This is a genomic window from Curvibacter sp. EU05-FHT14A10 (genome assembly GCF_058791075.1).
In genome coordinates, this window is sequence record NZ_JBYTDE010000003.1 from 165,152 (window position 1) to 186,858 (window position 21,707).

20 protein-coding genes and 1 tRNA gene are annotated in these 21,707 nt (G+C 61.4%); 18 read left to right on the forward strand and 3 right to left on the reverse strand.

What is annotated here, in order from left to right; all coding sequences use genetic code 11:
• Positions 1 to 148 precede the first annotated feature (148 nt).
• Positions 149 to 233, reverse strand: a tRNA-Leu gene (locus tag AC3WUT_RS06760).
• A gap of 18 nt (positions 234 to 251) precedes the next feature.
• Between AC3WUT_RS06760 and rnr the strand changes: the two genes are divergently transcribed.
• Complete coding sequence (rnr, locus tag AC3WUT_RS06765; RefSeq protein ID WP_492346312.1) at positions 252 to 2,579, forward strand: ribonuclease R; 2,328 nt, start codon at positions 252 to 254, stop codon at positions 2,577 to 2,579.
• Positions 2,580 to 2,633: 54 nt separating this feature from the next.
• Entirely contained in the window at positions 2,634 to 3,410 is a 777-nt protein-coding gene (locus AC3WUT_RS06770) for an SDR family oxidoreductase (RefSeq protein WP_492346313.1), read from the forward strand.
• Between the two features lie 16 nt (positions 3,411 to 3,426).
• Here the strand turns inward: AC3WUT_RS06770 and AC3WUT_RS06775 are convergent, their stop codons facing one another.
• Together AC3WUT_RS06775 and AC3WUT_RS06780 are read right to left on the reverse strand one after the other, a co-directional pair.
• A complete protein-coding gene (locus tag AC3WUT_RS06775; protein WP_492346314.1) occupies positions 3,427 to 4,923 on the reverse strand; it encodes an NAD(P)H-hydrate dehydratase in 1,497 nt (498 codons plus the stop codon).
• A gap of 51 nt (positions 4,924 to 4,974) precedes the next feature.
• A complete protein-coding gene (locus AC3WUT_RS06780; protein WP_492346315.1) occupies positions 4,975 to 6,228 on the reverse strand; it encodes an FAD-dependent oxidoreductase in 1,254 nt (417 codons plus the stop codon).
• A 276-nt stretch (positions 6,229 to 6,504) separates the two neighbouring features.
• On the opposite strand from AC3WUT_RS06780, the gene rpsB reads away from it, so the two are divergent.
• The 16 genes from rpsB (at position 6,505) to AC3WUT_RS06860 (ending at position 21,680) form a co-directional block, all read left to right on the forward strand.
• A complete protein-coding gene (gene rpsB, locus AC3WUT_RS06785; protein WP_492346316.1) occupies positions 6,505 to 7,257 on the forward strand; it encodes a 30S ribosomal protein S2 in 753 nt (250 codons plus the stop codon).
• Between the two features lie 112 nt (positions 7,258 to 7,369).
• The gene (gene tsf, locus AC3WUT_RS06790) at positions 7,370 to 8,293 is read left to right on the forward strand and encodes a translation elongation factor Ts (protein ID WP_492346317.1); all 924 of its coding nucleotides are present in this window, start codon (positions 7,370 to 7,372) and stop codon (positions 8,291 to 8,293) included.
• A 58-nt stretch (positions 8,294 to 8,351) separates the two neighbouring features.
• Positions 8,352 to 9,074 (forward strand): UMP kinase, encoded by a 723-nt coding sequence (gene pyrH / locus AC3WUT_RS06795; RefSeq protein WP_492346318.1) that lies wholly within the window; start codon positions 8,352 to 8,354, stop codon positions 9,072 to 9,074.
• Positions 9,075 to 9,138: 64 nt separating this feature from the next.
• Positions 9,139 to 9,699 (forward strand): ribosome recycling factor, encoded by a 561-nt coding sequence (gene frr / locus AC3WUT_RS06800; protein ID WP_019573212.1) that lies wholly within the window; start codon positions 9,139 to 9,141, stop codon positions 9,697 to 9,699.
• A 119-nt stretch (positions 9,700 to 9,818) separates the two neighbouring features.
• Positions 9,819 to 10,562, forward strand: a complete 744-nt coding sequence (uppS, locus tag AC3WUT_RS06805) for a polyprenyl diphosphate synthase (protein ID WP_492346319.1) — start codon at positions 9,819 to 9,821, stop codon at positions 10,560 to 10,562.
• A 14-nt stretch (positions 10,563 to 10,576) separates the two neighbouring features.
• Positions 10,577 to 11,425, forward strand: coding sequence for a phosphatidate cytidylyltransferase (locus tag AC3WUT_RS06810; RefSeq protein ID WP_492346320.1), 849 nt, complete (start codon positions 10,577 to 10,579; stop codon positions 11,423 to 11,425).
• Between the two features lie 4 nt (positions 11,426 to 11,429).
• Positions 11,430 to 12,608, forward strand: a complete 1,179-nt coding sequence (gene ispC, locus AC3WUT_RS06815) for a 1-deoxy-D-xylulose-5-phosphate reductoisomerase (protein WP_492346321.1) — start codon at positions 11,430 to 11,432, stop codon at positions 12,606 to 12,608.
• A 16-nt stretch (positions 12,609 to 12,624) separates the two neighbouring features.
• A complete protein-coding gene (gene rseP, locus AC3WUT_RS06820) occupies positions 12,625 to 13,992 on the forward strand; it encodes an RIP metalloprotease RseP (protein WP_492346322.1) in 1,368 nt (455 codons plus the stop codon).
• 42 nt (positions 13,993 to 14,034) lie between these two features.
• Complete coding sequence (gene bamA, locus AC3WUT_RS06825) at positions 14,035 to 16,329, forward strand: outer membrane protein assembly factor BamA (RefSeq protein ID WP_492346323.1); 2,295 nt, start codon at positions 14,035 to 14,037, stop codon at positions 16,327 to 16,329.
• Entirely contained in the window at positions 16,329 to 16,868 is a 540-nt protein-coding gene (locus AC3WUT_RS06830) for an OmpH/Skp family outer membrane protein (RefSeq protein WP_027478711.1), read from the forward strand. Before bamA ends, AC3WUT_RS06830 begins: the two co-directional genes overlap by 1 nt.
• Before the next feature lie 14 nt (positions 16,869 to 16,882).
• Positions 16,883 to 17,866: a UDP-3-O-(3-hydroxymyristoyl)glucosamine N-acyltransferase gene (gene lpxD, locus AC3WUT_RS06835; protein WP_492346324.1), complete on the forward strand. Its 984-nt coding sequence runs from the start codon at positions 16,883 to 16,885 to the stop codon at positions 17,864 to 17,866.
• An 8-nt stretch (positions 17,867 to 17,874) separates the two neighbouring features.
• Entirely contained in the window at positions 17,875 to 18,315 is a 441-nt protein-coding gene (gene fabZ, locus AC3WUT_RS06840) for a 3-hydroxyacyl-ACP dehydratase FabZ (RefSeq protein WP_492346325.1), read from the forward strand.
• Positions 18,316 to 18,334: 19 nt separating this feature from the next.
• Entirely contained in the window at positions 18,335 to 19,129 is a 795-nt protein-coding gene (gene lpxA / locus AC3WUT_RS06845) for an acyl-ACP--UDP-N-acetylglucosamine O-acyltransferase (protein ID WP_492346326.1), read from the forward strand.
• A gap of 31 nt (positions 19,130 to 19,160) precedes the next feature.
• Entirely contained in the window at positions 19,161 to 20,282 is a 1,122-nt protein-coding gene (lpxB, locus tag AC3WUT_RS06850; protein WP_492346663.1) for a lipid-A-disaccharide synthase, read from the forward strand.
• A complete protein-coding gene (rnhB, locus tag AC3WUT_RS06855) occupies positions 20,254 to 20,898 on the forward strand; it encodes a ribonuclease HII (protein ID WP_492346327.1) in 645 nt (214 codons plus the stop codon). The genes lpxB and rnhB overlap by 29 nt, the downstream gene beginning before the upstream one ends.
• Positions 20,886 to 21,680, forward strand: coding sequence for a TrmH family RNA methyltransferase (locus AC3WUT_RS06860; protein WP_492346328.1), 795 nt, complete (start codon positions 20,886 to 20,888; stop codon positions 21,678 to 21,680). The genes rnhB and AC3WUT_RS06860 overlap by 13 nt, the downstream gene beginning before the upstream one ends.
• Positions 21,681 to 21,707 lie beyond the last annotated feature (27 nt).

Consider the following 21,707-nt stretch of genomic DNA (forward strand, 5'->3'; position numbering starts at 1 on the left):
GGAGAGGACTCGAACCTCCACGATGTTACTCGCTAGTACCTGAAACTAGTGCGTCTACCAATTCCGCCACCTGGGCAGTCTATCGACAATAATATTTCCTGATTTTAATTCATTTGAAAGCGAATATTGAGTTCGTTTTCATTAAACTTGGTGCCCAGGAGAGGACTCGAACCTCCACGATGTTACTCGCTAGTACCTGAAACTAGTGCGTCTACCAATTCCGCCACCTGGGCATCTCAGGAAGAATTCGATTGTATATCAAAAATTTAGGCCAAAGCAAGTCAGTGAACAATTTTTCAGATGAATTTGAAGGTGTCGTCCAAGGACACCGTGATGGGCACGGGTTTGTGATCCGTGACAACGGTGAGCCAGACGTCTATCTGCCACCCAATGAAATGAGAGCGGTGTTGCACAAGGATCGGGTCAAGGCCCGCATCGTGCGATCTGATCGCCGTGGCCGGCCTGAGGGTCGTGTGGTGGAAATCATTGAGCGACCTGCTCAGCCCATCATCGGCCGTTTGCTGCAAGAGAGTGGTGTCTGGCTGGTGGCTCCCGAAGACAAGCGCTACGGTCAGGATGTATTGATTCCCAAGGGCGCAACAGGGGCCGCCAAGCCAGGTCAGGTGGTGGTGGTTGACCTGACGGAACCGCCGGCGCTGTTCGGTCAGCCGGTTGGTCGCATCACGGAGGTGCTGGGTGAGGTGGATGACCCTGGCATGGAAATCGAGATCGCGGTGCGCAAGTACGGTGTCCCGCACGAATTTTCCCAGGCCTGCCTGGATGAGGCCAAGGCGCTGCCGGACAAGGTTCGTCCCTCTGACAAGCGTGATCGCATCGATTTGACGGACGTGCCGCTGGTCACCATTGATGGTGAAGATGCGCGTGACTTTGATGATGCTGTCTATTGCGAGCCCGCCCGTGTCGGACGCGGCAAGGGATGGCGTCTGTTGGTCGCGATCGCTGATGTGAGTCAGTATGTGCACACCGGCTCTGGCATTGACATCGATGCCTATGAGCGCGCCACCAGTGTTTATTTTCCCCGGCGGGTGATCCCCATGCTGCCGGAGAAGCTGTCCAACGGTCTGTGTTCGCTCAACCCCGAGGTGGATCGGCTTTGCATGGTGTGCGACATGTTGATCAACGCCAAGGGCGAGATCCATGCCTATCAGTTCTACCCGGCTGTGATGTGGAGCCATGCGCGTTTCACATACACCGAAGTGGCGGCCATTCTGGCCAATACACGAGGGCCGGAAGCCGCCCGCCGTAAGGCATTGGTACCTCACCTGTTGAACCTGCACGATGTCTACCGGGCTTTGTTGGGCGCCCGCCGGATCCGAGGTGCAGTGGATTTCGACACCACTGAGACCCAGATCGTGTGCGATGACAGTGGTCGCATCGAGAAGATCGTGCCTCGCACCCGCAATGACGCGCACCGCTTGATTGAAGAGGCGATGCTGGCCGCCAACGTCTGCAGTGCCGACTTCATTGGGCAGGGCAAGCATCCCGGGTTGTTCCGTGTTCATGAGGGCCCGACCCCCGAGAAGCGCGAGTTGCTGGCCAACTACCTCAAGGCCATGGGGGTCGGACTGTCGGTCAGTGATGAGCCGCTGCCGGGCGAGTTCCAGGCGATTGCCGAGGCCACCAAGGACCGCCCGGATTCACAGCAGATCCACACCATGCTGCTGCGCTCCATGCAGCAAGCCATCTACACCCCCATCAACAGCGGTCACTTCGGCCTGGCTTTCGAGGCTTACACCCACTTCACCAGTCCGATCCGGCGGTACCCAGATCTGCTGGTGCACCGCGTCATCAAGGCGATTCTGGGCAAGTCGCGCTATCAGTTGCCGGCCTTGCCCACACCTGGCGAGGCCCATACCAAGCTGGCTCGACGCCTGGCGTCTCGGGTCAAAGAGCCTTCGGTCAAGCCGCGCAAGGCCACGGCCGAGACCCAGGCCTGGGAGGCAGCCGGCCTGCATTGCAGTGCCAATGAGCGCCGTGCCGATGAGGCCAGTCGAGATGTGGAGGCCTGGCTCAAGTGCAAATACATGCGCGAGCATCTGGGCGAGGAGTTTGGTGGCGTGGTTTCGGCGGCGACCAGCTTCGGCATCTTCGTGACCTTGGACGCGATGTATGTTGAGGGCTTGGTGCACATCACCGAATTGGGCGGTGAGTACTTCAAGTTCGACGAGGCCCGTCAGGAACTTCGTGGCGAGCGCACGGGCATCCGCTACGCGATCGGCAGCCGGGTTCGGGTGCAGGTCAGCCGTGTGGATCTGGATGGGCGCAAGATCGACTTTCGTCTGGTGCATGAGGGTGAGGCCGTGGCGGGGCGTGCGCAGCGTGACAAGTCGGGTCTAGCGCCAGCCCCGGGAGGCTCGCGCAGTGCGAGCAAGAAGGCTCGCAGTGGCTCCCGGCAGGACGAGAAGGTCGACGCCTCGGCCCGGACGCCTCGGTCTGGTTCGGGGGGCGACCTGACGCCTCGTTCGCCGATCCAGGCGCTGAAGGCCTCGGTGAAGAAAGCGGCCGCGGCGGCCAAAAAGAAGAGTGCAAAAGGCGGCCGTGGCAAATCCCATCGCTGATTTGATTGTTGATCTTGCCGTGCCCCAAAGTCACGGCCATTCCAGGAGCTTGCCTTGAATACCTCCACTGCATCGGAAGCTTCGGCGCTTCGTGTCGCGATCGTCACGGGGGCTGGATCGGGTATCGGGCGCGCTGTGGCGCTGGCCTTGTTGAACGCAGGTTACGCAGTGGCCCTGGCGGGGCGACGGCTTGAGTTGCTGCAGCAGGTGGCAGACGAGTCGGGTGCTGCCGGGCGGGCCCTTGTCGTGCCTTGCGATGTGGCCGACGAACAGGCGGTGGCAGCGCTTTTTTCTGCCGCCGTCAAAGCCTGGGGGCGGGTCGACCTGTTGTTCAACAATGCTGGCATCAACGCTCCGGGCGTGTTGTTGGAGGATCTGGCGCTGGCCGATTGGCGTCGCGTGGTGGATACCAATCTGACGGGCATGTTCTTGTGTGTGCGCGAGGCTTTCCGGGTCATGAAGGTGCAGCAACCCCAGGGCGGACGCATCATCAACAACGGTTCGATCTCGGCCCACACACCGCGTCCCAACTCGGTGGCTTACACCAGCACCAAACATGCGGTGATGGGCTTGACCAAGACGGCGTCTCTCGATGGCCGCAAGTACGACATCGCAGTCGGCCAGATTGATGTCGGCAATGCGGCCACCGATTTGGCAGCGCGCATGGCCAAGGGGGTTCCTCAGGCCAATGGCGAGGTGGCGATCGAGCCTTTGATGGATGTGAACATCGTGGCCCAGTCGGTGCTTTACATGGCCAGCTTGCCGCTGGAGGCGAACGTCATGTTCCACACGGTGATGGCGACCAAGATGCCGTTCGCCGGTCGGGGCTGAGAGCGGATCTGCTGCCTCATGGCCGGCGCAAGGCGTTGGCGAGCGCGCCCGCCGTGAACGCTTGATGGGCTGGCCATTGGTCTGCCACCCGGCCGTGCTCAAAGACGCCTTGGCAGGCAGCGTCGAAGGCCTGGGTGCCGGGGTGCGCCCACAGGGCTCCGATCAGCCCCGCCAGCACGTCGCCGGTGCCTGCTGTGGCCAGCAGGGGGTTGCCAGTGGGGTTGATGTGAAGTGGCTTGCCGCTTTGTACAATCACAGTCCCTGAGCCTTTGAGCACCGTCACGGCACCTGTCAGGGCGGCCAGAGCCTGGGCGGCGGCCAGGCGGTCGTCCTGGATGCTGGCGGCCGTGGTGTCCAAGAGTCGTGCTGCCTCAAGCGGGTGGGGCGTGAGTACCGTGTCCCAGCCGCGTTGCCGACGCGTTGCCAGCAGCGGCATCCAGTCAGGATGACGCGCCAGCACGTTGAGGGCGTCTGCGTCCAGCAAGAGGCGAGGCGCCTCTGTCAGGGCTTGGGGTACCCAGCGTTCGATCGCTTCGCCGCCGCCGCAGCCGCAAACCAGAACGCCGTTCCCCATGACCAGCGCTTCGGGGCTGCGCAGCATCAACTCGGGCTGGGTCATATCGACCGGCAGGTGCGATTCGTCGGCATCCAGCAAAGCGACCATCACGCGCCCAGCGCCAGCATGCAGGGCCGCCCGGCCCGCCAGCAGGGCGGCGCCGGTCATGCCCAGTCCGCGCAGGCTCAGGCCCTCGCCGCCCAGCACTTGCACGTCGCCATAAGTGCCTTTGTGGCTGCCATGGCGATGGGGGCGAGGTGGCGGCGGCGGGCTGAGCCAGGCGTCGGCTGGTGTGGACAGCGACGGAACATCCAGGGTGTCCAGCCACACAGTACCTGCGTGGTCACGCCCCTGGGCTGTGAAAAGCCCCGGTTTCAGGGTCAATAGGCTGAGGGTGTGATCGGCGCGGACGGCGCCTGCGGCCAGTGCGGGGGTGCCTTGGTCGGCGCAGAGACCCGAGGGGATGTCTGCTGCGAGCACGGTGGCGGCACTGCTATTGATGCGCTCAATCCATTCTCTCAGGCGAATGTCGCCGGAGGGGGCTGTCTGTCGAATCAGTCCGATGCCAAGCAGTGCGTCGATGCAAAGGTCATTCGGCCCCAGCACTGGCGGGTGTTCCTGGTAGATCACGCCGGCCTGCAGGGCTGCCTGACGGCTGGCGAGGCTGTCCGCGCTGCACCGATCGGGTCGGCCCAGCCAGGTCACCACAGGCCTGAAGCCCTGAAGTTGGAGGTGGTAGGCGGCTTCCCAGCCATCGCCGCCGTTGTTGCCGCTGCCGCACGCCACCCAGATGGCTTGTGCGTGGGGTGCCAGTGCCTGGGCCAATTGAGCCAGCGCACGTCCTGCGCGCTGCATCAGGGTGTGTGCCGGCAGTTGCTTCAGCCACGTGGCCTCCAGTGTGCGCGTGCTGGACAGCCGATGCAGGGGGTGGGCTCGATCGGGGTGAATGCGGTGCATGGGGTGTCTATCCGTGTGGTGGGACTCTATGAACCAGCGCTGCCCTTTCGGTCATCGGTGCAGCCGTGCGATGGAGCAGGCGTCAAGATCCAGTTCGGACTTTTGGCCCGCCAGGGCGTCGGCCAGAAGCCTGGCGCTACCGCAACTCAGGGCCCAGCCATTGTCGCCATGCCCCAGGTTCAGCCAGATGCCGGGAACACCGCTGGCACCCAGCACCGGCAGTCCGTCGGGCATCATGGGCCGGCTGCCTTTCCATTCCTGCACACCTGCAGTCATGGAGGCGGCGCCTGGAAACCAGTCTTGCAGCACTTGATAGAGCGTGCGCAGCGCGGAGGTCCGCTTGTCATCCTGCCGGTAGCCCAATTCTGCCCCGCCAGCCACCCTCACGCGTTGACCCAGTCGGGCAATGGTGATTCGATGGCGCTCATCGCTGACGATGCTTCGCGGAGCATTCAGGGCTTCTCGCACATTGGCACTGACCGAGTAGCCCTGAATGCCCATCAGTGGAATCTTCAGGCCCAGTGGCTTGATCAGTATTGAGGCGTCGGCGCCGGTGCACAGCACGATGGCATCGAAGGGTCGGGGTGGGTTTGTGCTTTGGGTGCTGAGTGAGGGGCGCGGGCCGGGGGCGATGTGGCTGACGGCGGTGTTGAATTCGAAGGTCACACCCAGGCGCACAGCTTCGCTCCTGATCATCAGTGCGAACTGGCGGCAGTTGCCCACTTCATCCTGCGGCAGGTGGATGGCGGCTTCAATGGGGCTGTCCGGGTTCAGGGCGGGTTCCAGCTTGCGGGCCTCGTCGGCGTTGAGCTCGCGAAAGCCCAGACCCGCTTCGCGCAGGCGGCTCAGGCGTTCTTGCAGGCTTTTGTGTTCCTGCGCGTTGCGCAGCAACAGCAGATGGCCTGTGCTGGCGTCAAATTCAAGTGCATGTCGTTGGCGCAGGTGATGCAGACGCGTCAGGCTGTGGGTGATCAGCTGTTGCAGATGTTGGCCACTCTCCGTGCTTCGGCTGCCTGTGCTGGCGCGCAGCCATTGCCCGACCCAGCCCAGTTCGCGCAGGCCGAGTCTGGGGCCGAGCTGCATTGCTGAGTGGGCCGCGCCCCATTGGCGCAGCCATTTGCCTGCCATGCCGGGAGCTGCCCAGAGCAGCAGCTGGGCCGGTGAGATGAGGCCGGCATTTGCAAAACTGCATTCCTCTGCAACTGCGCCGTGGCGCTCGAAAACGGTGACCTGGTGGCCGTCGGAGGCCAGTTCGTAGGCTGTCGTGACGCCGATGATTCCGGCGCCAATGATGGCAATGTTCATGCGCTTTGCTTGGGGCACCTGGTGAATTCTTGGTCGACCGGAGGTGCCAGTCTTTCGTTGGGCTTGGTGCTGTCGCGACGCGGACCTGCCAATGGGTGAGTAGGCCATCGGTCGGGACAGGCGGTTGGCCATGCTATAATTTTGGGGTTTTTGCTGGTGTCACGGCAAGACAAATCGCAAACCAGACCCATCAAGGTGTTGGTGTTTTCAAGGGTTTTCCCTGTAAGAAACGCCAAAGTCGGGCTGGATTTTAGACCCAACCTTCGGAGAATTTTCATGTCCGTTACTATGCGCGAAATGCTGGAAGCCGGTGTCCACTTCGGTCACCAAACCCGCTTCTGGAACCCCAAGATGGCCCCCTTCATCTTCGGCCATCGCAACAAGATCCACATCATCAACCTGGAAAAGTCGCTGCCGATGTTCCAGGAAGCTTCCAAGTTCGTGAAGCAACTGGCTGCCAACCGCGGCACCATCCTGTTTGTGGGCACCAAGCGTCAAGCCCGCGACATCGTGGCTGCTGAAGCCGAGCGCGCCGGCGTGCCTTTCGTGAACCAGCGTTGGCTGGGCGGTACGCTGACCAACTTCAAGACTGTGAAGACCTCGATCAAGCGTCTGAAGGATCTGAAGGCACAACAAGAAGCTGGCCTGGGTGGCCTGTCCAAGAAGGAACAGCTGACGTTCAGCCGCGAAATCGACAAGCTCGAAAAAGACATCGGCGGTATCCAGGACGTGACGGCCCTGCCGGACGCTATCTTCGTGATTGACGTCGGCTTCCACAAGATTGCCATCGCTGAAGCCAAGAAGCTGGGCATCCCGCTGATTGGTGTGGTTGACTCCAACCACTCGCCCGAAGGCATCGACTACGTGATCCCCGGCAACGATGACTCGGCCAAGGCCGTGGCTTTGTATGCCCGTGGCATTGCTGACGCCATCATCGCTGGCCGTGCAGAAGCCGGTAACGAAGTGGTCAAGGCTGTGGCTGCTGAAGGCGGCGACGAATTCGTGGAAGTCGAAGAATCGGCTGCCTGAGTTTGCCCCGCGCGAATTCCGAAGGGTCGCGAAGAAAGTGGGGCTTAGTTGCCCCCTTTTTTTTAGCCCATCAACAACGTTTTGACTTGAACTGAATACGGAGTAACAAAAAATGGCTGCAATTACCGCAAGCATGGTCGCTGAACTGCGTGGCAAGACCGACGCCCCCATGATGGAGTGCAAGAAGGCACTGACCGAGGCCGGTGGCGACATGGCCAAGGCGGAAGAGCTGCTGCGTGTCAAGTTGGGCACCAAGGCCGGCAAGGCTGCCTCGCGCGTGACCGCTGAAGGCGTGGTCGCCAGCTTCATCGAAGGCAACACTGGTGCGCTGATCGAAGTGAACTGCGAAACCGACTTCGTGACCAAGAACGACAGCTTCCTGGCTCTGGCCAAGGCTGCCGCTGAGCTGGTTGCCAAGCACAACCCCGCTGACATTGAAGCCCTGGGCGCTCTGGCCTATGAGCAAGACACCTACGGCCCCACCCTGGAAGACGTGCGCAAGGGCTTGATCGGCAAAATCGGCGAAAACATGTCTTTCCGCCGTTTCAAGCGTTTTGACAATGGCGCCCAACTGGCCGCCTACCTGCACGGCACCCGCATTGGTGTGGTGGTTGAGTTCAATGGTGACGAAGCTGCCGCCAAGGACGTCGCCATGCACGTGGCCGCCATGAAGCCCGTGGCCCTGACCAGCGCCGATGTGCCGAGCGATCTGATTGAAAAAGAGCGTGCTGTGGCCGCTGGCAAGGCTGCAGAAGATGCCGCCAAGGCCCAGGCCGAAGGCAAGCCGGTGCAGTCGCCTGAAATCGTGACCAAGCGCATCGAAGGTGGTGTGCAGAAGTTCCTGAAGGAAGTGTCCTTGTTCAACCAGGCCTTCGTGAAGAACGACAAGCAAACTGTCGAGCAGATGCTCAAGGCCGCCAGCACCGATGTGAAGGGCTTCACGCTGTTCATCGTTGGCGAAGGCATCGAAAAGAAGGTTGACGACTTCGCTGCTGAAGTGGCTGCGCAGGTCGCTGCTGCCAAGGCTGCAGCCTGATTCCGTCATCTCGCAATAACCCCCAACGTCACCCCATCGAACTCAGGAGAACCCTTTCATGACCAACGCCAAACCAGCCAACAAGCGGATCCTGCTGAAGCTGTCAGGCGAGGCCCTGATGGGGGACGATGCCTTTGGTATCAACCGAGCTACCATCGTCCGCATGGTGGAAGAGGTGGCCGAGGTCACCCGCCTGGGTGTCGAGGTGGCGGTGGTGATCGGGGGCGGCAACATCTTCCGGGGTGTTGCCGGAGGCTCCGTGGGGATGGATCGGGCCACGGCCGATTACATGGGCATGCTGGCCACGGTGATGAACGCACTGGCGCTGGCTGACACCATGGAAAAAGCGGGTTTGATCGCCCGTGTCATGTCCGCGATTGCCATCGAGCAGGTGGTCGAGCCCTATGTGCGTCCCAAGGCCTTGCAGTATCTCGAAGAGGGCAAGGTGGTGATCTTTGCTGCCGGTACGGGTAACCCTTTCTTCACGACGGACACTGCGGCTGCCTTGCGTGGTGCTGAAATCGGCGCCGAGCTGGTGCTCAAGGCCACCAAGGTGGATGGTGTGTACTCTGCGGATCCCAAGAAGGATCCCAACGCAACCCGTTACGCGAAAATTTCGTTTGATGAAGCGATGGCGCAGAACCTGGGCATCATGGATGCCACGGCGTTTGCTCTGTGCCGCGACCAGAAGTTGCCAGTGAAGGTGTTTTCCATCTTCAAGCCCGGTGCGCTCAAGCGCGTCGTGATGGGTGAGGACGAGGGGACTCTGGTTTACGCCTGAGCCCCGGCCCTTCAGCCCGAAGAGTTCCGGCAACAGTTGCCGGGATTCGTTCCAGGAGATTGACATGAGCATTGCCGACATCAAGAAGACAACCGAAACCAAGATGGATCAGTCCATCGCGGCCTTCAAGAACAACCTGACCAAGATCCGCACGGGTCGCGCCAACCCGGCTCTGCTGGATGCCGTGCAGGTGGATTACTACGGATCGCCGGTGCCGATCAGCCAGGTGGCCAACGTGTCGCTGCTGGACTCTCGCACCATCAGCGTTCAGCCCTGGGAAAAGGGCATGGGCGCCAAGATCGAAAAAGCCATCCGGGACAGCGATCTTGGTTTGAACCCCTCCAGCATGGGCGAACTGATCCGCGTGCCCATGCCCCCCATGAGCGAAGAGCGTCGCAAGGAACTGACCAAGGTCGTGCGCAACGAAGGTGAGGCCGCCAAGGTGGCCATTCGCAACCTGCGTCGCGATGCCAATGAGTCGGTGAAGAAGCTGGTCAAGGACAAGCTGGCCTCCGAAGACGATCAAAAGCGTGCAGAAGCCGACACCCAGAAGGTGACCGACAAGCACATTGCCGAGATCGACAAACTGGTGGCTTCCAAGGAACAGGACATCATGGCGGTTTGATGGCCACCGGTTGTCGTGCTATCCAGGCCTGAGGGCCATTTCAGGGGCGGCTCTCCAGCAGGGCTGCCCCATTCGTTTTCTGGGGTATCGTGCCCTGTCTCTGAAGTATCTTGCTGTCCATGACCCAGATTCCCGCGAACCAGGCTGTTCCTCATCACGTCGCCATCGTCATGGATGGCAATGGGCGCTGGGCCACGCGCCGATTCCTCCCGCGGGTGGCTGGCCACAAGCAGGGGGTTGATTCCTTGCGCCGTTGTGTCAAGGCCTGCGCAGCGCGCGGTGTGAAGGTGCTGACCGTTTTTGCCTTTTCGTCCGAAAACTGGAATCGCCCGGCTGACGAGGTGTCCGGCTTGATGGATTTGTTGGCGATGGCCCTGGGCCGTGAGGTTCCTCAACTGAAGGCGGATGGTGTGCGTCTGCATTTTGTTGGCGAACGTCGAGGCCTCTCCGAAAAGGTGGCTGCAGGCTTGGCCCAAGCTGAGGCCGCGACAGCGCAGAACGATCGATTGATCCTCAATGTCTGTTTCAACTACGGTGGTCGATGGGACATTGCCCAGGCTGCAGCAGCGTTGGTCGCCCGAGGTGAGCAGATCACCGAACTGGCACTGGATCGGGCCATGGCCCTCTCCCATGTGCCCGACCCGGACTTGATGATCCGTACAGGGGGCGAACAACGCATCAGCAATTTCCTGTTGTGGCAATGCGCTTACTCCGAGCTTTTCTTCAGCGACCGCCTCTGGCCTGATTTCGACGAGGCTGCTCTGGATGAGGCGTTTTCGGCCTATGGTGCCCGTGAACGTCGCTTCGGTAAGACGTCTGAGCAGATGGCGCAGGCGACCTCGTCTGCATCCCCCAAGGTCTGAGAAAGGCGATTTCCATGCTCAAGCAGCGTGTCATCACCGCACTGATTCTGCTGGCTGTTTTGCTGCCCGCCTTGTTCTATGCGCAGCCGCAGCCTTTTTGTGCCTTGATGCTGTTGTTCATCGCTGCCGGCGGTTGGGAGTGGGGGCGCCTGAATGGTTTGTCGCAACCCATGTCCTGGGCCACTGCCGGGGTCTGTCTGCTCATTTGTGCGCTGGCCTGGTGGGCGGGGGCGCTGGATGTTTCACTGCGCAGCCTTTGGGTGGTAGCCGGGCCCGCGTGGGTGCTGGGCAGTGCTGCGTTGCTGCGTGGTGGAGTGGCGGGCTGGCCCCGTGTGCCCCTGCTGGTTCGCTGGGTGGCGGGCCTTTTGGCCTTGGTGACGGCCTGGCTGGCGGTGGCTCAGGCCAAGGTGGTGGGCGTCAATTTTCTGCTTTCGGTTCTGGTTCTGGTCTGGGTGGCCGACATCTTTGCCTATTTCGCCGGGCGTGCATTTGGATTGCACTTCACGCGCCGCAAACTCGCCCCCAGCATCAGTCCTGGCAAGAGCTGGGAAGGCGTCTGGGGTGGGTTGGCTGGGGTCATCGTTCTGGCCTGGGTATGGCCGCTGGCTGATGCGTCATTGGGGGCCACGGTCCCCAGTTTTTACAGTCGTTTGATGGCGCCGGGCTGGCCCTTTGCCCTGTTGGCTGTGGTGTTCATGGGTGCGATGAGCGTGGTGGGTGATCTGGTGGAGTCGCTCATCAAGCGCAGCGCGGGCGCCAAGGACAGCAGCGGCCTGCTGCCGGGTCACGGCGGCGTGCTTGACCGCATCGACGCCTTGTTGCCCACTTTGCCGCTCGCCATGATGCTGAGCACTCTGGTTTGAAGACATGACACAACGCATCACCATTCTGGGATCGACCGGTTCCATCGGTCAAAGCACATTGGACGTCATGGCGCGCCACCCCGAGCGCTATGAAGTATTCGCACTCACGGCGGCGACGCAGGTTGAGCTCATGCTCAAGCAATGTGCGAGCTATCGCCCCCGTTTTGCGGTGATGGCCAGCGAAGTCCATGGCCGACGTCTGGCGGATCGGGTCAAGGCTGAAGGTCTGCCTGTCGAGGTGTTGTGGGGTGCCGAGTCCATCGAGGCGGTGGCTGCCCACCCGCAGGTGAATGCTGTGATGGCGGCCATCGTCGGCGCGGCAGGTCTGGCGCCCTGTCTGGCGGCGGCGCGAGCCGGCAAGCGCCTCATGCTGGCCAACAAGGAGGCCCTGGTCGTGGGGGCTGAGGTCTTTTTGCAGGCTGTGCGCGAGGGCGGGGCGGTGCTGCTGCCGATTGACAGCGAGCACTCGGCCATCTTCCAGTCTTTGCCCGACGATGCCTCCACCTGGGATCGGCGGGTGCGCAAGATCATCCTCACGGCTTCTGGTGGGCCCTTCCGCACCCGTGACCCGCGGACATTGTCCGAGGTGACGCCCGAGCAGGCTTGTGCCCATCCCAATTGGTCGATGGGGCGCAAGATCTCGGTCGACTCCGCCACCATGATGAACAAGGCCCTTGAGGTGATCGAGGCGCGCTATCTGTTCGGCCTGGCACCCAAGCGAATCGAGGTGGTGATCCACCCTCAGAGCATCGTGCATTCGATGGTTCAGTACCACGATACCTCTGTGGTGGCGCAGCTCGGCGTGCCCGACATGCGTGCGCCCATTGCCTACGGATTGGCATGGCCCGAACGCATTGACAGTGGCGCTGCGCACCTCGATTTCACGGCCTTGCCGGCCATGACGTTCGAGCCACCTGACCCGGCCCGCTTTCCAGGCCTGCAACTGGCCTGGGACGCCCTGGAGGGGCCTGCCGGCACCGCTGCCGTGCTCAACGCAGCCAATGAGGTGGCTGTTCAGGCCTTCCTGGACCGTCGCATCCGCTTTGATCAGATTCACCATGTGAATCTGGAAGCGTTGGCTGCGGTGTTGCCCCAGCAGCCGGCCACACTTGAAGAACTGCTGTTGCTGGATGCCCGTGCGCGTGAAGTCGCCGGGCAGGCCGCCCAGCGCATGCAGACCTGATGGCTGAGGAGTGCCCATGTTGATGACCGTGTTGGCTTTTCTTCTGGCCTTGGGCGTGCTGATTGCCGTTCATGAATATGGGCACTACCGAGTTGCCGTGGCCTGCGGCATCAAAGTGCTCCGCTTCTCCATCGGGTTTGGCAAGGTCCTGTTGCGATGGCAGCCCAAAGGCTCGCCGACTGAGTTTGTTCTGAGTGCATTTCCTTTGGGCGGCTATGTCCGCATGCTGGATGAGCGCGAGGCCCCGGTGGCTGCCGCGGAGCGGCACCTGGCATTCAATGCCCAACCTTTGTTCAAGCGTGCGGCGGTGGTGGCAGCGGGTCCGGTGGCCAATCTGCTGTTGGCCGTCCTGCTCTACACGGTGGTGAACTGGACGGGCGTTGAAGAGCCTGCGGCGATCCTGGCCAGCCCTGTGCAAGGGTCGATTGCGGCCCAGGCTGGTTTGCAGGGGGGTGAGACGGTGCGCCGCGCGGCCTTGGCCGGCGAAGAACTGGAGGCGGTGACTTCCTTTGAAGACCTGCGCTGGCTGTTGACGCAGGCTGCACTCAATGGCCGAGACGTTCAGCTCGAAGTGGCGATGGGAGAGCACGCCGGCACGCGTGACTACCTGTTGCCCCTGTCCCGGGTTCAGGTCAAAGAGGCTGACGCTCAGCTTTTTCGCCGCATTGGACTCATGGGGCCGTGGACCCGCCCTGAAGTGGGCGATGTGATGCCTGGCAGCCCTGCAGAGCGGGGTGGATTGCGCCGGGGTGATCTTGTCCACCAGATCGGCGCCACACCCATCGTCGATGGGCAGCAGTTGCGTGAATTGATCCGCTCTTCAGTGGTGCAGGGCGTGCCGCTGGCCCAGACCTGGCGCGTCGAGCAGGGCGGGGTGGTGCGTTCCCTCGAGATGAAGCCCGAGATGCAGCCAGACGGCCGCGACGGCCGGGTGGCCCGCGTGGGGGCCATGATTGGTGCGCCACCTGAATTCGTGACCGTGCGCCTTGGGCCCATCGATGGGCTTTGGCGAGGCGCTGTCAAGACCTGGGAGGTGTCGTCGCTGACCCTGCGCATGATGGGGCGGATGGTGATTGGCGAGGCCTCGATCCGCAACATCAGTGGCCCATTGACCATCGCGGACTACGCCGGCAAGTCAGCCAGCCTGGGGTTGAGTCAGTACTTGGTGTTTTTGGCCTTGATCAGTGTGAGCCTTGGCGTCTTGAACCTGCTTCCCCTGCCGGTCTTGGACGGTGGACACCTGATGTATTATCTTTGGGAGGCGGTGACCGGCAAGGCCGTGTCAGATGCCTGGATGGAGCGGCTGCAGCGGGGGGGGATCGCCCTGCTGATGGCCATGATGTCCGTCGCGTTCTTCAACGACGTCACCCGGCTCTTTGGTTAACCTTGTGGTCGCAGCGCTTGGCGCCGCGGCCCGCGCTCATTCATGAACAAACATCTCTCCCGTTTTTGCCTGCGCACTGTGGCTGCAGTGACGACCCTCCTGGTAGCCTCGCATGCCTGGGCCGTCGACCCCTTCACTGTGCGTGACATCCGCGTTGAGGGCCTCCAGCGGGTTGAGCCCGGAACCATCTTTGCGTCACTCCCTTTCCGGGTCGGTGAGACCTACAACGATGACAAGGGCTCGGCAGCCATCCGTGCGCTGTTTGCATTGGGTCTTTTCAAGGACGTGCGACTCGAAGCCAATGGCGACGTGCTCGTGGTGGTCGTTGAAGAGCGCCCCACAGTGGCCGAAGTCGATTTCGTCGGTACCAAAGAGTTCGACAAAGACACTCTGAAAAAAGCCATGCGCGACGTGGGCCTGGCAGAGGGGCGACCCTTTGACAAAGCGTTGGCCGACCGGGCTGAACAGGAACTCAAACGCCAATACATCAGCCGCAGTCTTTACGGCGCCGAAGTGGTGACCACCGTCACGCCCATTGAGCGCAACCGGGTCAATCTGACCTTCTCGGTGGTCGAGGGTGAACCCGCCAAAATCAAGGACATCCAGGTGGTGGGTAACAAGGCCTTCAGCGAATCGACGCTGCGCGGCCTGTTTGACCTGGACACCGGCGGCTGGCTGAGCTGGTACACCAAGTCGGATCGCTATGCCCGTGCCAAGCTCAATGCCGATCTGGAATCCCTGCGCTCCTATTACCTGGCACGTGGTTATCTTGAATTCCGCATTGACTCGACCCAGGTCGCGATCTCGCCTGACAAGAAAGACATTTCCATCACCATCAACGTGACTGAGGGTGAGCGCTTTGTCGTGTCTGGTGTCAAGCTGGAGGGCGATTTCCTGGGCAAAGAAGACGAATTCAAGTCTTTGGTTTCGATCAAGGTGGGTGAGCCCTACAACGCCGATGACGTTGCTCACACCAGCAAGGCCTTCTCTGATTATTTTGGCAATTTTGGCTTTGCCTTTGCTCGGGTGGAGGTTCGCCCCGACATTGATCGCAGCACCAATCGCGTTTCTTTTGTGCTGGCAGCGGAACCGTCTCGCCGCGCTTACGTCCGCCGCATCCACGTGACAGGCAATGGCCGCACGCGTGATGAAGTGGTTCGCCGTGAGTTCCGCCAGTTTGAAGCTTCGTGGTACGACGGGGACCGCATCAAGCTGTCGCGTGACCGGGTGGATCGTCTGGGTTTCTTCAAGGACGTCAACATCGAAACCCAGGAGGTGCCAGGCTCGCCAGACCAGGTTGATCTGGTCATCAATGTGACGGAGAAGCCGGCAGGCAGCATTCAGTTGGGTGCCGGGTTTTCGAGTGCCGAGCGCGTTTCGCTCTCGTTCAGCATCCGCAATGAAAACGTGTTTGGCTCGGGCAATTACCTCGGCTTCGAGATCAACACCAGCAAGTACAACCGCGTCATTTCGGTGAATGCGACCGACCCGTACTTCACGGTCGATGGCATCTCCCGCACCATCGATCTCTACCACCGCGCGCTGCGGCCCTACGCAGATCAGGGGGGTAACTACCGCTTGCTGACCACGGGCGCTGGTCTGCGTTTCGGTATCCCGTTCAGCGAGACCGATCGCGTGTTTGTGGGCATGAATGCTGAGCAAACCACCATCCAGGCGGGTACCAACATTCCAGCCGCATATCTGACCTACGCGGAAACCTACGGCTACACCAGCTGGGCTGCCCCTCTCACGCTCGGCTGGTCCCGGGATGATCGGGACAGCGCCCTGGCACCCAACAGTGGGCGCTATCAGCGCTTCAATTCAGAACTGGGCATGATCGGGGACGCGCGATACACCCGCAACAACTACCAGTATCAGCAGTACGTGCCCATCACCAAGAAGTTCACGTTTGCTTTCAACGGCGAAATCGGTCTGGGCAAGGGGTTGGGTGGACGCCCATTCCCGGTGTTCAAGAACTTCTACGGCGGTGGTCTGGGTTCTGTCCGGGGCTTTGATCAAGGTACCTTGGGCCCGCACGACGTCACAGGCGCCATCGTGGGCGGTGCCAAGAAGGTGGTTCTCAACGCCGAAGTCACGGCGCCGTTCCCGGGTGCCGGCAATGACCGCACACTTCGTGTCTTCGGCTTCACGGACGTTGGCAACATTTTTGGTGAAAATGAAAAAATCACCTCCAGCCAACTCCGCACTTCGGTGGGTATTGGCTTGAGTTGGGTATCTCCCATGGGGCCTCTGCGTTTTGCCATTGCCAATCCGGTACGCAAGTTCCCTGGCGATAGAATCCAGAGATTGCAATTCCAGATCGGAACGTCTTTCTAATGAAATCCATTTCTCGTCAATGGGCCCTGGCCGCAGTGCTGGGTGCCTCCGCGTTCGCTGCTGCTCCGGTCATGGCCGAAGACTTCCGTGCCGGTTTCGTCAACACCGACCGCATCTTCCGCGAAGCAAACATGGCCAAGTCTGCCCAGGCCAAGCTCGAAGCTGAATTTGCCAAGCGCGAAAAAGAATTGGTCGATCAGCGCAACGCGTTGAAGACCGCCTCGGACAAGTTCGAGCGTGAGGCACCGACCCTGTCTGAAACGCAGCGCACCAGCCGCCAGAAGCAGCTGGTCGATCAAGACCGCGATTTCCAGCGCAAGAGCCGTGAATTCCAGGAAGACCTGAACACCCGCAAAAACGAAGAACTGCAGCAGGTCATCGATCGCGCCAACAAGGTGGTCAAGCAAGTCGCCGAAACTGAAAAGTACGACGTGATTCTGCAAGAAGCCATCTACATCAATCCCAAGCACGACATCACTGACAAGGTGATCAAGGCTTTGAATGCTGCCAGCGCAGCCTCGGGCAGCACGGGCAAGTGAGCCGGGTGACAGGCATGGTCCTGCATCTGGGGCAGATTGTTGAGGCACTCGGCGGCGAACTCATCGGAGACCCGTCGCTGGGCATTGCTCGCATCTCCCCGCTGGAGTCGGCGCAGGCCGACTCCATCAGTTTTCTGAGCCACCCCAAATACCAGCAGCAGTTGTCTCTGACAAAGGCGGGTTGCGTGATCGTGGCGCCGGCTTTTCGTGACTTGGCCCGCGAGCGCGGCGCATGCATCGTCACGGATCAGCCCTATTTGTACTTCGCGCGGTTGACCAGGTTCTGGAAGCAGGCGATGCGCCCAGTGAACACCTTGCGTGTTCACCCCAGCGCAGTGATCGATCCCGAGGCTGAGGTTCATCCCACGGCCCGCATCGGTGCACTGTGTGTGATCGAGCGCGGCGCTCGCATCGGTGCGGACACCTTGCTTTATTCCCGTGTCACCGTGGGCGAGGGGTGTTCGATTGGTGAACGCTGCATTCTTCACCCAGGCGTGGTCATTGGTGCAGATGGTTTCGGCTTCGCACCTGTCGATGGGATCTGGGAAAAGATCGAGCAATTGGGCGCCGTGCGTATCGGAAACGATGTCGAGATTGGTGCCAACACCTGCATTGACCGCGGAGCGCTGGACGACACCGTGCTGGCAGATGGCGTGAAGCTGGACAATCTGATCCAGATCGGCCACAACGTCCGCATTGGCGCGCACTCTGCGTTGGCAGGTTGTGTGGGGGTGGCGGGCAGCGCCACCATCGGGGCGCATTGCACCGTCGGCGGCGGCGCCGTGGTGCTGGGGCACCTGACGCTGGCGGACCATGTTCACATTTCTGCGGCCTCTGTGGTGACCCGCTCATTGCTCAAGCCCGGCCAGTACACTGGCGTGTTCCCTCTGGACGACAACCGCCAGTGGGAGAAGAATGCGGCCACTCTCAAGCAACTTCACGGCCTTCGAGAACGCATCAAGGCGCTTGAGTCGTTAAAACAAGAATCGAATTCATAAAGTACCCCATGTTGGACATTCATCAAATCCTCAAGCAACTGCCCCACCGTTATCCCATCCTGCTGGTAGATCGTGTGCTGTCGGTTGAAAAGGGCAAGACCATCAAGGCCTTGAAGAACGTGTCGATCAATGAGCCCTACTTCATGGGCCATTTCCCTCATCGCCCTGTGATGCCGGGTGTGCTGATGCTGGAAGCCATGGCTCAGGCGGCAGCTTTGCTGGCTTTTGACACCCTGGGTGTCACGCCTGACGACAAGACGGTGTATTACTTCGCCGGCATTGATGGTGCGCGTTTCAAACGCCCTGTCGAGCCGGGTGATCAACTGATCATGGACGTCTCGCTGGAGCGCATGAAGGCCGGCATCTTCAAGTTCAAGGGCATCACCCGCGTGGGCGAAGAAGTGGCCTGCGAAGCCGAACTCATGTGCACCATGCGCACCATTGCCTGATCAATCCCAGGAGCACGCCATGGCCCAAATCCATTCCACCGCCATCGTGGACCCCGCAGCCGAGCTCGACAGCACGGTCTCGGTGGGGCCTTACACCATCATCGGGCCGGACGTGATCATTGGTGCGGGCACCACGATCGGTGCTCACTGCGTGATCGAGGGCAACACCACGATCGGTTGCGATAACCGCATCTTCCAGTTCAACTCACTGGGTGCGATTCCGCAGGACAAAAAATACGACAACGAGCCTTGCGAGCTGTTCATCGGCGATCGCAATACGATTCGTGAGTTTTGCACCTTCAACATCGGATCACCTGGTGGCGGAGGGGTGACACGCGTCGGCAATGACAATTGGATCATGGCTTACGTCCACTTGGCTCACGATTGCATGGTGGGTAACAACACCATTTTTGCCAACAATTCGCAGCTGGCAGGTCATGTGGAAGTCGGTGACTGGGCGATTCTGGGCGGCTTCACCGTGGCGCACCAGTTTGTGCGCATTGGTGCGCATTGCATGACGGCCATGTGCTCGCTGTTGTTTGCTGACCTACCGCCATTTGTCATGGCTCAGGGGCAGCCGGCCCAGGCCCGTTCGATGAATTTCGAAGGTTTGCGCCGCAGGGGCTTCTCGTCCGAACGCATTGCTGCCGTGCGGAGCATTCATAAGCTTTTGTACCGCAACAATCTGGCGCTGGATGTGGCCTGCACCGAGATTTCGCGTTTGACCGAAAGCCATCCTGAAGCTGCGGCAGACGTGCAGATGATGCTCGAATTCCTTGAGCAGACGCCGCCCAGCCGCGGCATCGTGCGCTGACCCCGAAGTGACCATGGATCCGCGTTTCGCCATGGTGACCGGCGAGGCGTCCGGTGACTTGTTGGCCGCCTTGCTGCTGGATGGGTTGAAGGCCCGTTGGCCTGCCTTGACTGCGCGGGGCATCGGTGGGCCGGCGATGGCTCAGCGAGGCTTCGAGGCCTGGTGGCCTCAGGCGCGTCTGGCCGTTCGGGGCTATGTCGAGGTGCTGCCGCACCTGCGTGAGCTGCTGGCCATGCGCCGTGCCCTTGGCGACCGCCTGCTGGCCGACCGCCCTGATGTGTTCGTGGGGGTAGATGCCCCTGATTTCAATTTCGATCTGGAAATCCGCTTGCGCGAGGCCGGGATCCCCACGGTGCATTTCGTCAGTCCCTCATTTTGGGCCTGGCGTGCCAAGAAGGTCGAAAAGTTGCGCCGCGCAGCCGATCACGTGCTGTGCGTTTTCCCTTTCGAGCCAGAGCTCCTGGCCGCCCATGGTGTTGCGGCCACCTATGTTGGGCATCCGATTGCGAACATGATTCCGCTGGAGCCTGATCGCGCGGCAGCGCGGCGCCAAATCGGCCTGCCGCAGGATGGGCGCATCGTGGCCTTGCTGCCGGGCAGCCGGCGTTCCGAGGTGCACTACCTGGTGGATCGTTTCATGGCGGCTGCCGGTCTGTTGCGGGCACGTTACCCCGATCTTCGCTTTGTGCTTCCCACCTTGCCAGCCTTGCGAGCCGAGGTGGAGGCTGCGGCGCGGCGTGCGGGCCTGACCGAGGGGATGCTGACCATTCTGGAGGGGCAATCCCACGCTGCGCTGGCGGCCTGTGATGTGACCCTGATTGCCAGTGGTACGGCGACGCTGGAGGCCGCCCTGTTCAAGCGCCCGATGGTGATTGCCTACAACATGCCTTGGTTGAGCTGGCAGATCATGAAGGGTAAAAAGCTGCAGCCCTGGGTGGGCCTACCCAATATCCTGGCTCGAGACTTCGTGGTGCCCGAGTTGCTGCAGGAGGCGGCCACGCCTTCGGCGCTGGCAGCGGCAGTGGGTGATTGGCTGGACAGCCCAGCCAGGGTCGCAGACCTTCAGGCTCATTTTCTTCAACTCCACCAAACCCTTCAACGCGACACCGCTCGCCTGGCCACCGATGCGATCGAGAAGCTTCTTGCACGCTGAACAATCCACGCTGCTCTGGGACCCCCCTGGTTTGCAGGCGGGAGTCGATGAGGCTGGGCGTGGCCCACTGGCGGGGCCCGTGGTGGCTGCAGCCGTCATCCTGGATGAGCTGCGGCCGATCCAGGGGCTGGCCGACTCCAAGAAGCTCACCGCGGCGCGGCGGGAGAAGCTGTTTGATGAAATCAGGGCCAAGGCCTTGTGTTGCTCGATCGCAGAAGCCTCGGTGGAGGAGATCGACAGGCTCAACATCTTGCAGGCCACCTTGCTGGCGATGCGCCGGGCTGTGGAGGGCTTGCGACTCAAGCCTGTCAAGGTGCTGGTGGATGGCAATCAACTGCCTCGTCTCGATGTGCTGGCTGAGGCCGTGGTCAAGGGCGATGCCTTGATTCCATCCATTTCGGCGGCCTCCATCTTGGCCAAGGTGCACCGTGATCGGTGGTGCCAGCAATACCATCAGCAGTATCCGCTTTACGGCTTTGACTCGCACAAGGGGTATGGCACCGCCGCGCACCTGGCGGCCTTGCGTGAGCAGGGGCCCTGTCCTCAGCACAGGCACACGTTCGCGCCAGTGCGTGAGGCGCAAGCCTTGGCGGGTGCGCGACAATGCTGTCTGTGACTCAGAACGCCAACTTCACCCCGATCACTTCGCGTGACAATCCGCAACTCAAGGAGTTGCGTCGCCTCACCCAGGACAGCACGGCCTACCGCAAACAGGGGCGGGTCTGGCTGGAGGGTGATCATCTGGCCCGCGCGGCTTTGCAGCGGGGCCTGCGCCCGGCACTGGGTGTCTACGCTGAATCCTTCTGGAGCCGCGAAGGGGCGGACTGGGCGTCTCACGCTCCGCGAAATCTGGTGCTGCCCGATGCCCTGTTCAAAGACCTTAGTGGCCTTGAATCGCCCGCCCCAATGGCCTTTGTGATGGCCTTGCCGGTGCCGTCAGCCGTCAACGGTGCGGTGCCGACCGTGGTGTTGGATCGGGTACAGGATGCGGGCAATGTCGGCTCCATCCTGCGCAGCGCCGCTGCGTTCGGCTTCAAGCAGGTGCTGGCTGTCAAGGGTACGGCGGCTTTGTGGTCGCCCAAGGTTCTGCGAGCGGGCATGGGGGCGCACTTCGCCCTGGACCTGATTGAGGGCCTGGCGCTGGAGCAGGTGCTTGAGCTCAAGGTGCCCTTGATTGTCACCAGCTCACACCAGGGGGCGCTGATCCAGGATCAATCCTTGCCCTGGCCTTGTGCCTGGGCCATGGGCCACGAAGGGCAGGGCGTTTGCGAGGCGCTGATGGCGCGCGCCGAATGGGCCGTGCGCATCGGGCAACCGGGGGGTGAAGAGTCCTTGAATGTGGCAGCTGCTGCGGCCATTTGCCTGCATGCCAGTGCGCTGGCTGCCTTGAAGAGTTGATGGGCGGCCAGTTTGGCTGTTTGGTTT

Coding starts and splice junctions, on each gene's coding strand:
- AC3WUT_RS06775 (WP_492346314.1), bottom strand. CDS start 4,923: ATGCACCGCATTCACCCCGATCGAGCCCACCCCCTGCATCGGCTGTCC.
- AC3WUT_RS06780 (WP_492346315.1), bottom strand. CDS start 6,228: ATGAACATTGCCATCATTGGCGCCGGAATCATCGGCGTCACGACAGCC.
- rpsB (WP_492346316.1), top strand. CDS start 6,505: ATGTCCGTTACTATGCGCGAAATGCTGGAAGCCGGTGTCCACTTCGGT.
- tsf (WP_492346317.1), top strand. CDS start 7,370: ATGGCTGCAATTACCGCAAGCATGGTCGCTGAACTGCGTGGCAAGACC.
- pyrH (WP_492346318.1), top strand. CDS start 8,352: ATGACCAACGCCAAACCAGCCAACAAGCGGATCCTGCTGAAGCTGTCA.
- frr (WP_019573212.1), top strand. CDS start 9,139: ATGAGCATTGCCGACATCAAGAAGACAACCGAAACCAAGATGGATCAG.
- uppS (WP_492346319.1), top strand. CDS start 9,819: ATGACCCAGATTCCCGCGAACCAGGCTGTTCCTCATCACGTCGCCATC.
- AC3WUT_RS06810 (WP_492346320.1), top strand. CDS start 10,577: ATGCTCAAGCAGCGTGTCATCACCGCACTGATTCTGCTGGCTGTTTTG.
- ispC (WP_492346321.1), top strand. CDS start 11,430: ATGACACAACGCATCACCATTCTGGGATCGACCGGTTCCATCGGTCAA.
- rseP (WP_492346322.1), top strand. CDS start 12,625: ATGTTGATGACCGTGTTGGCTTTTCTTCTGGCCTTGGGCGTGCTGATT.
- bamA (WP_492346323.1), top strand. CDS start 14,035: ATGAACAAACATCTCTCCCGTTTTTGCCTGCGCACTGTGGCTGCAGTG.
- AC3WUT_RS06830 (WP_027478711.1), top strand. CDS start 16,329: ATGAAATCCATTTCTCGTCAATGGGCCCTGGCCGCAGTGCTGGGTGCC.
- lpxD (WP_492346324.1), top strand. CDS start 16,883: ATGGTCCTGCATCTGGGGCAGATTGTTGAGGCACTCGGCGGCGAACTC.
- fabZ (WP_492346325.1), top strand. CDS start 17,875: ATGTTGGACATTCATCAAATCCTCAAGCAACTGCCCCACCGTTATCCC.
- lpxA (WP_492346326.1), top strand. CDS start 18,335: ATGGCCCAAATCCATTCCACCGCCATCGTGGACCCCGCAGCCGAGCTC.
- lpxB (WP_492346663.1), top strand. CDS start 19,161: ATGGTGACCGGCGAGGCGTCCGGTGACTTGTTGGCCGCCTTGCTGCTG.
- rnhB (WP_492346327.1), top strand. CDS start 20,254: ATGCGATCGAGAAGCTTCTTGCACGCTGAACAATCCACGCTGCTCTGG.
- AC3WUT_RS06860 (WP_492346328.1), top strand. CDS start 20,886: ATGCTGTCTGTGACTCAGAACGCCAACTTCACCCCGATCACTTCGCGT.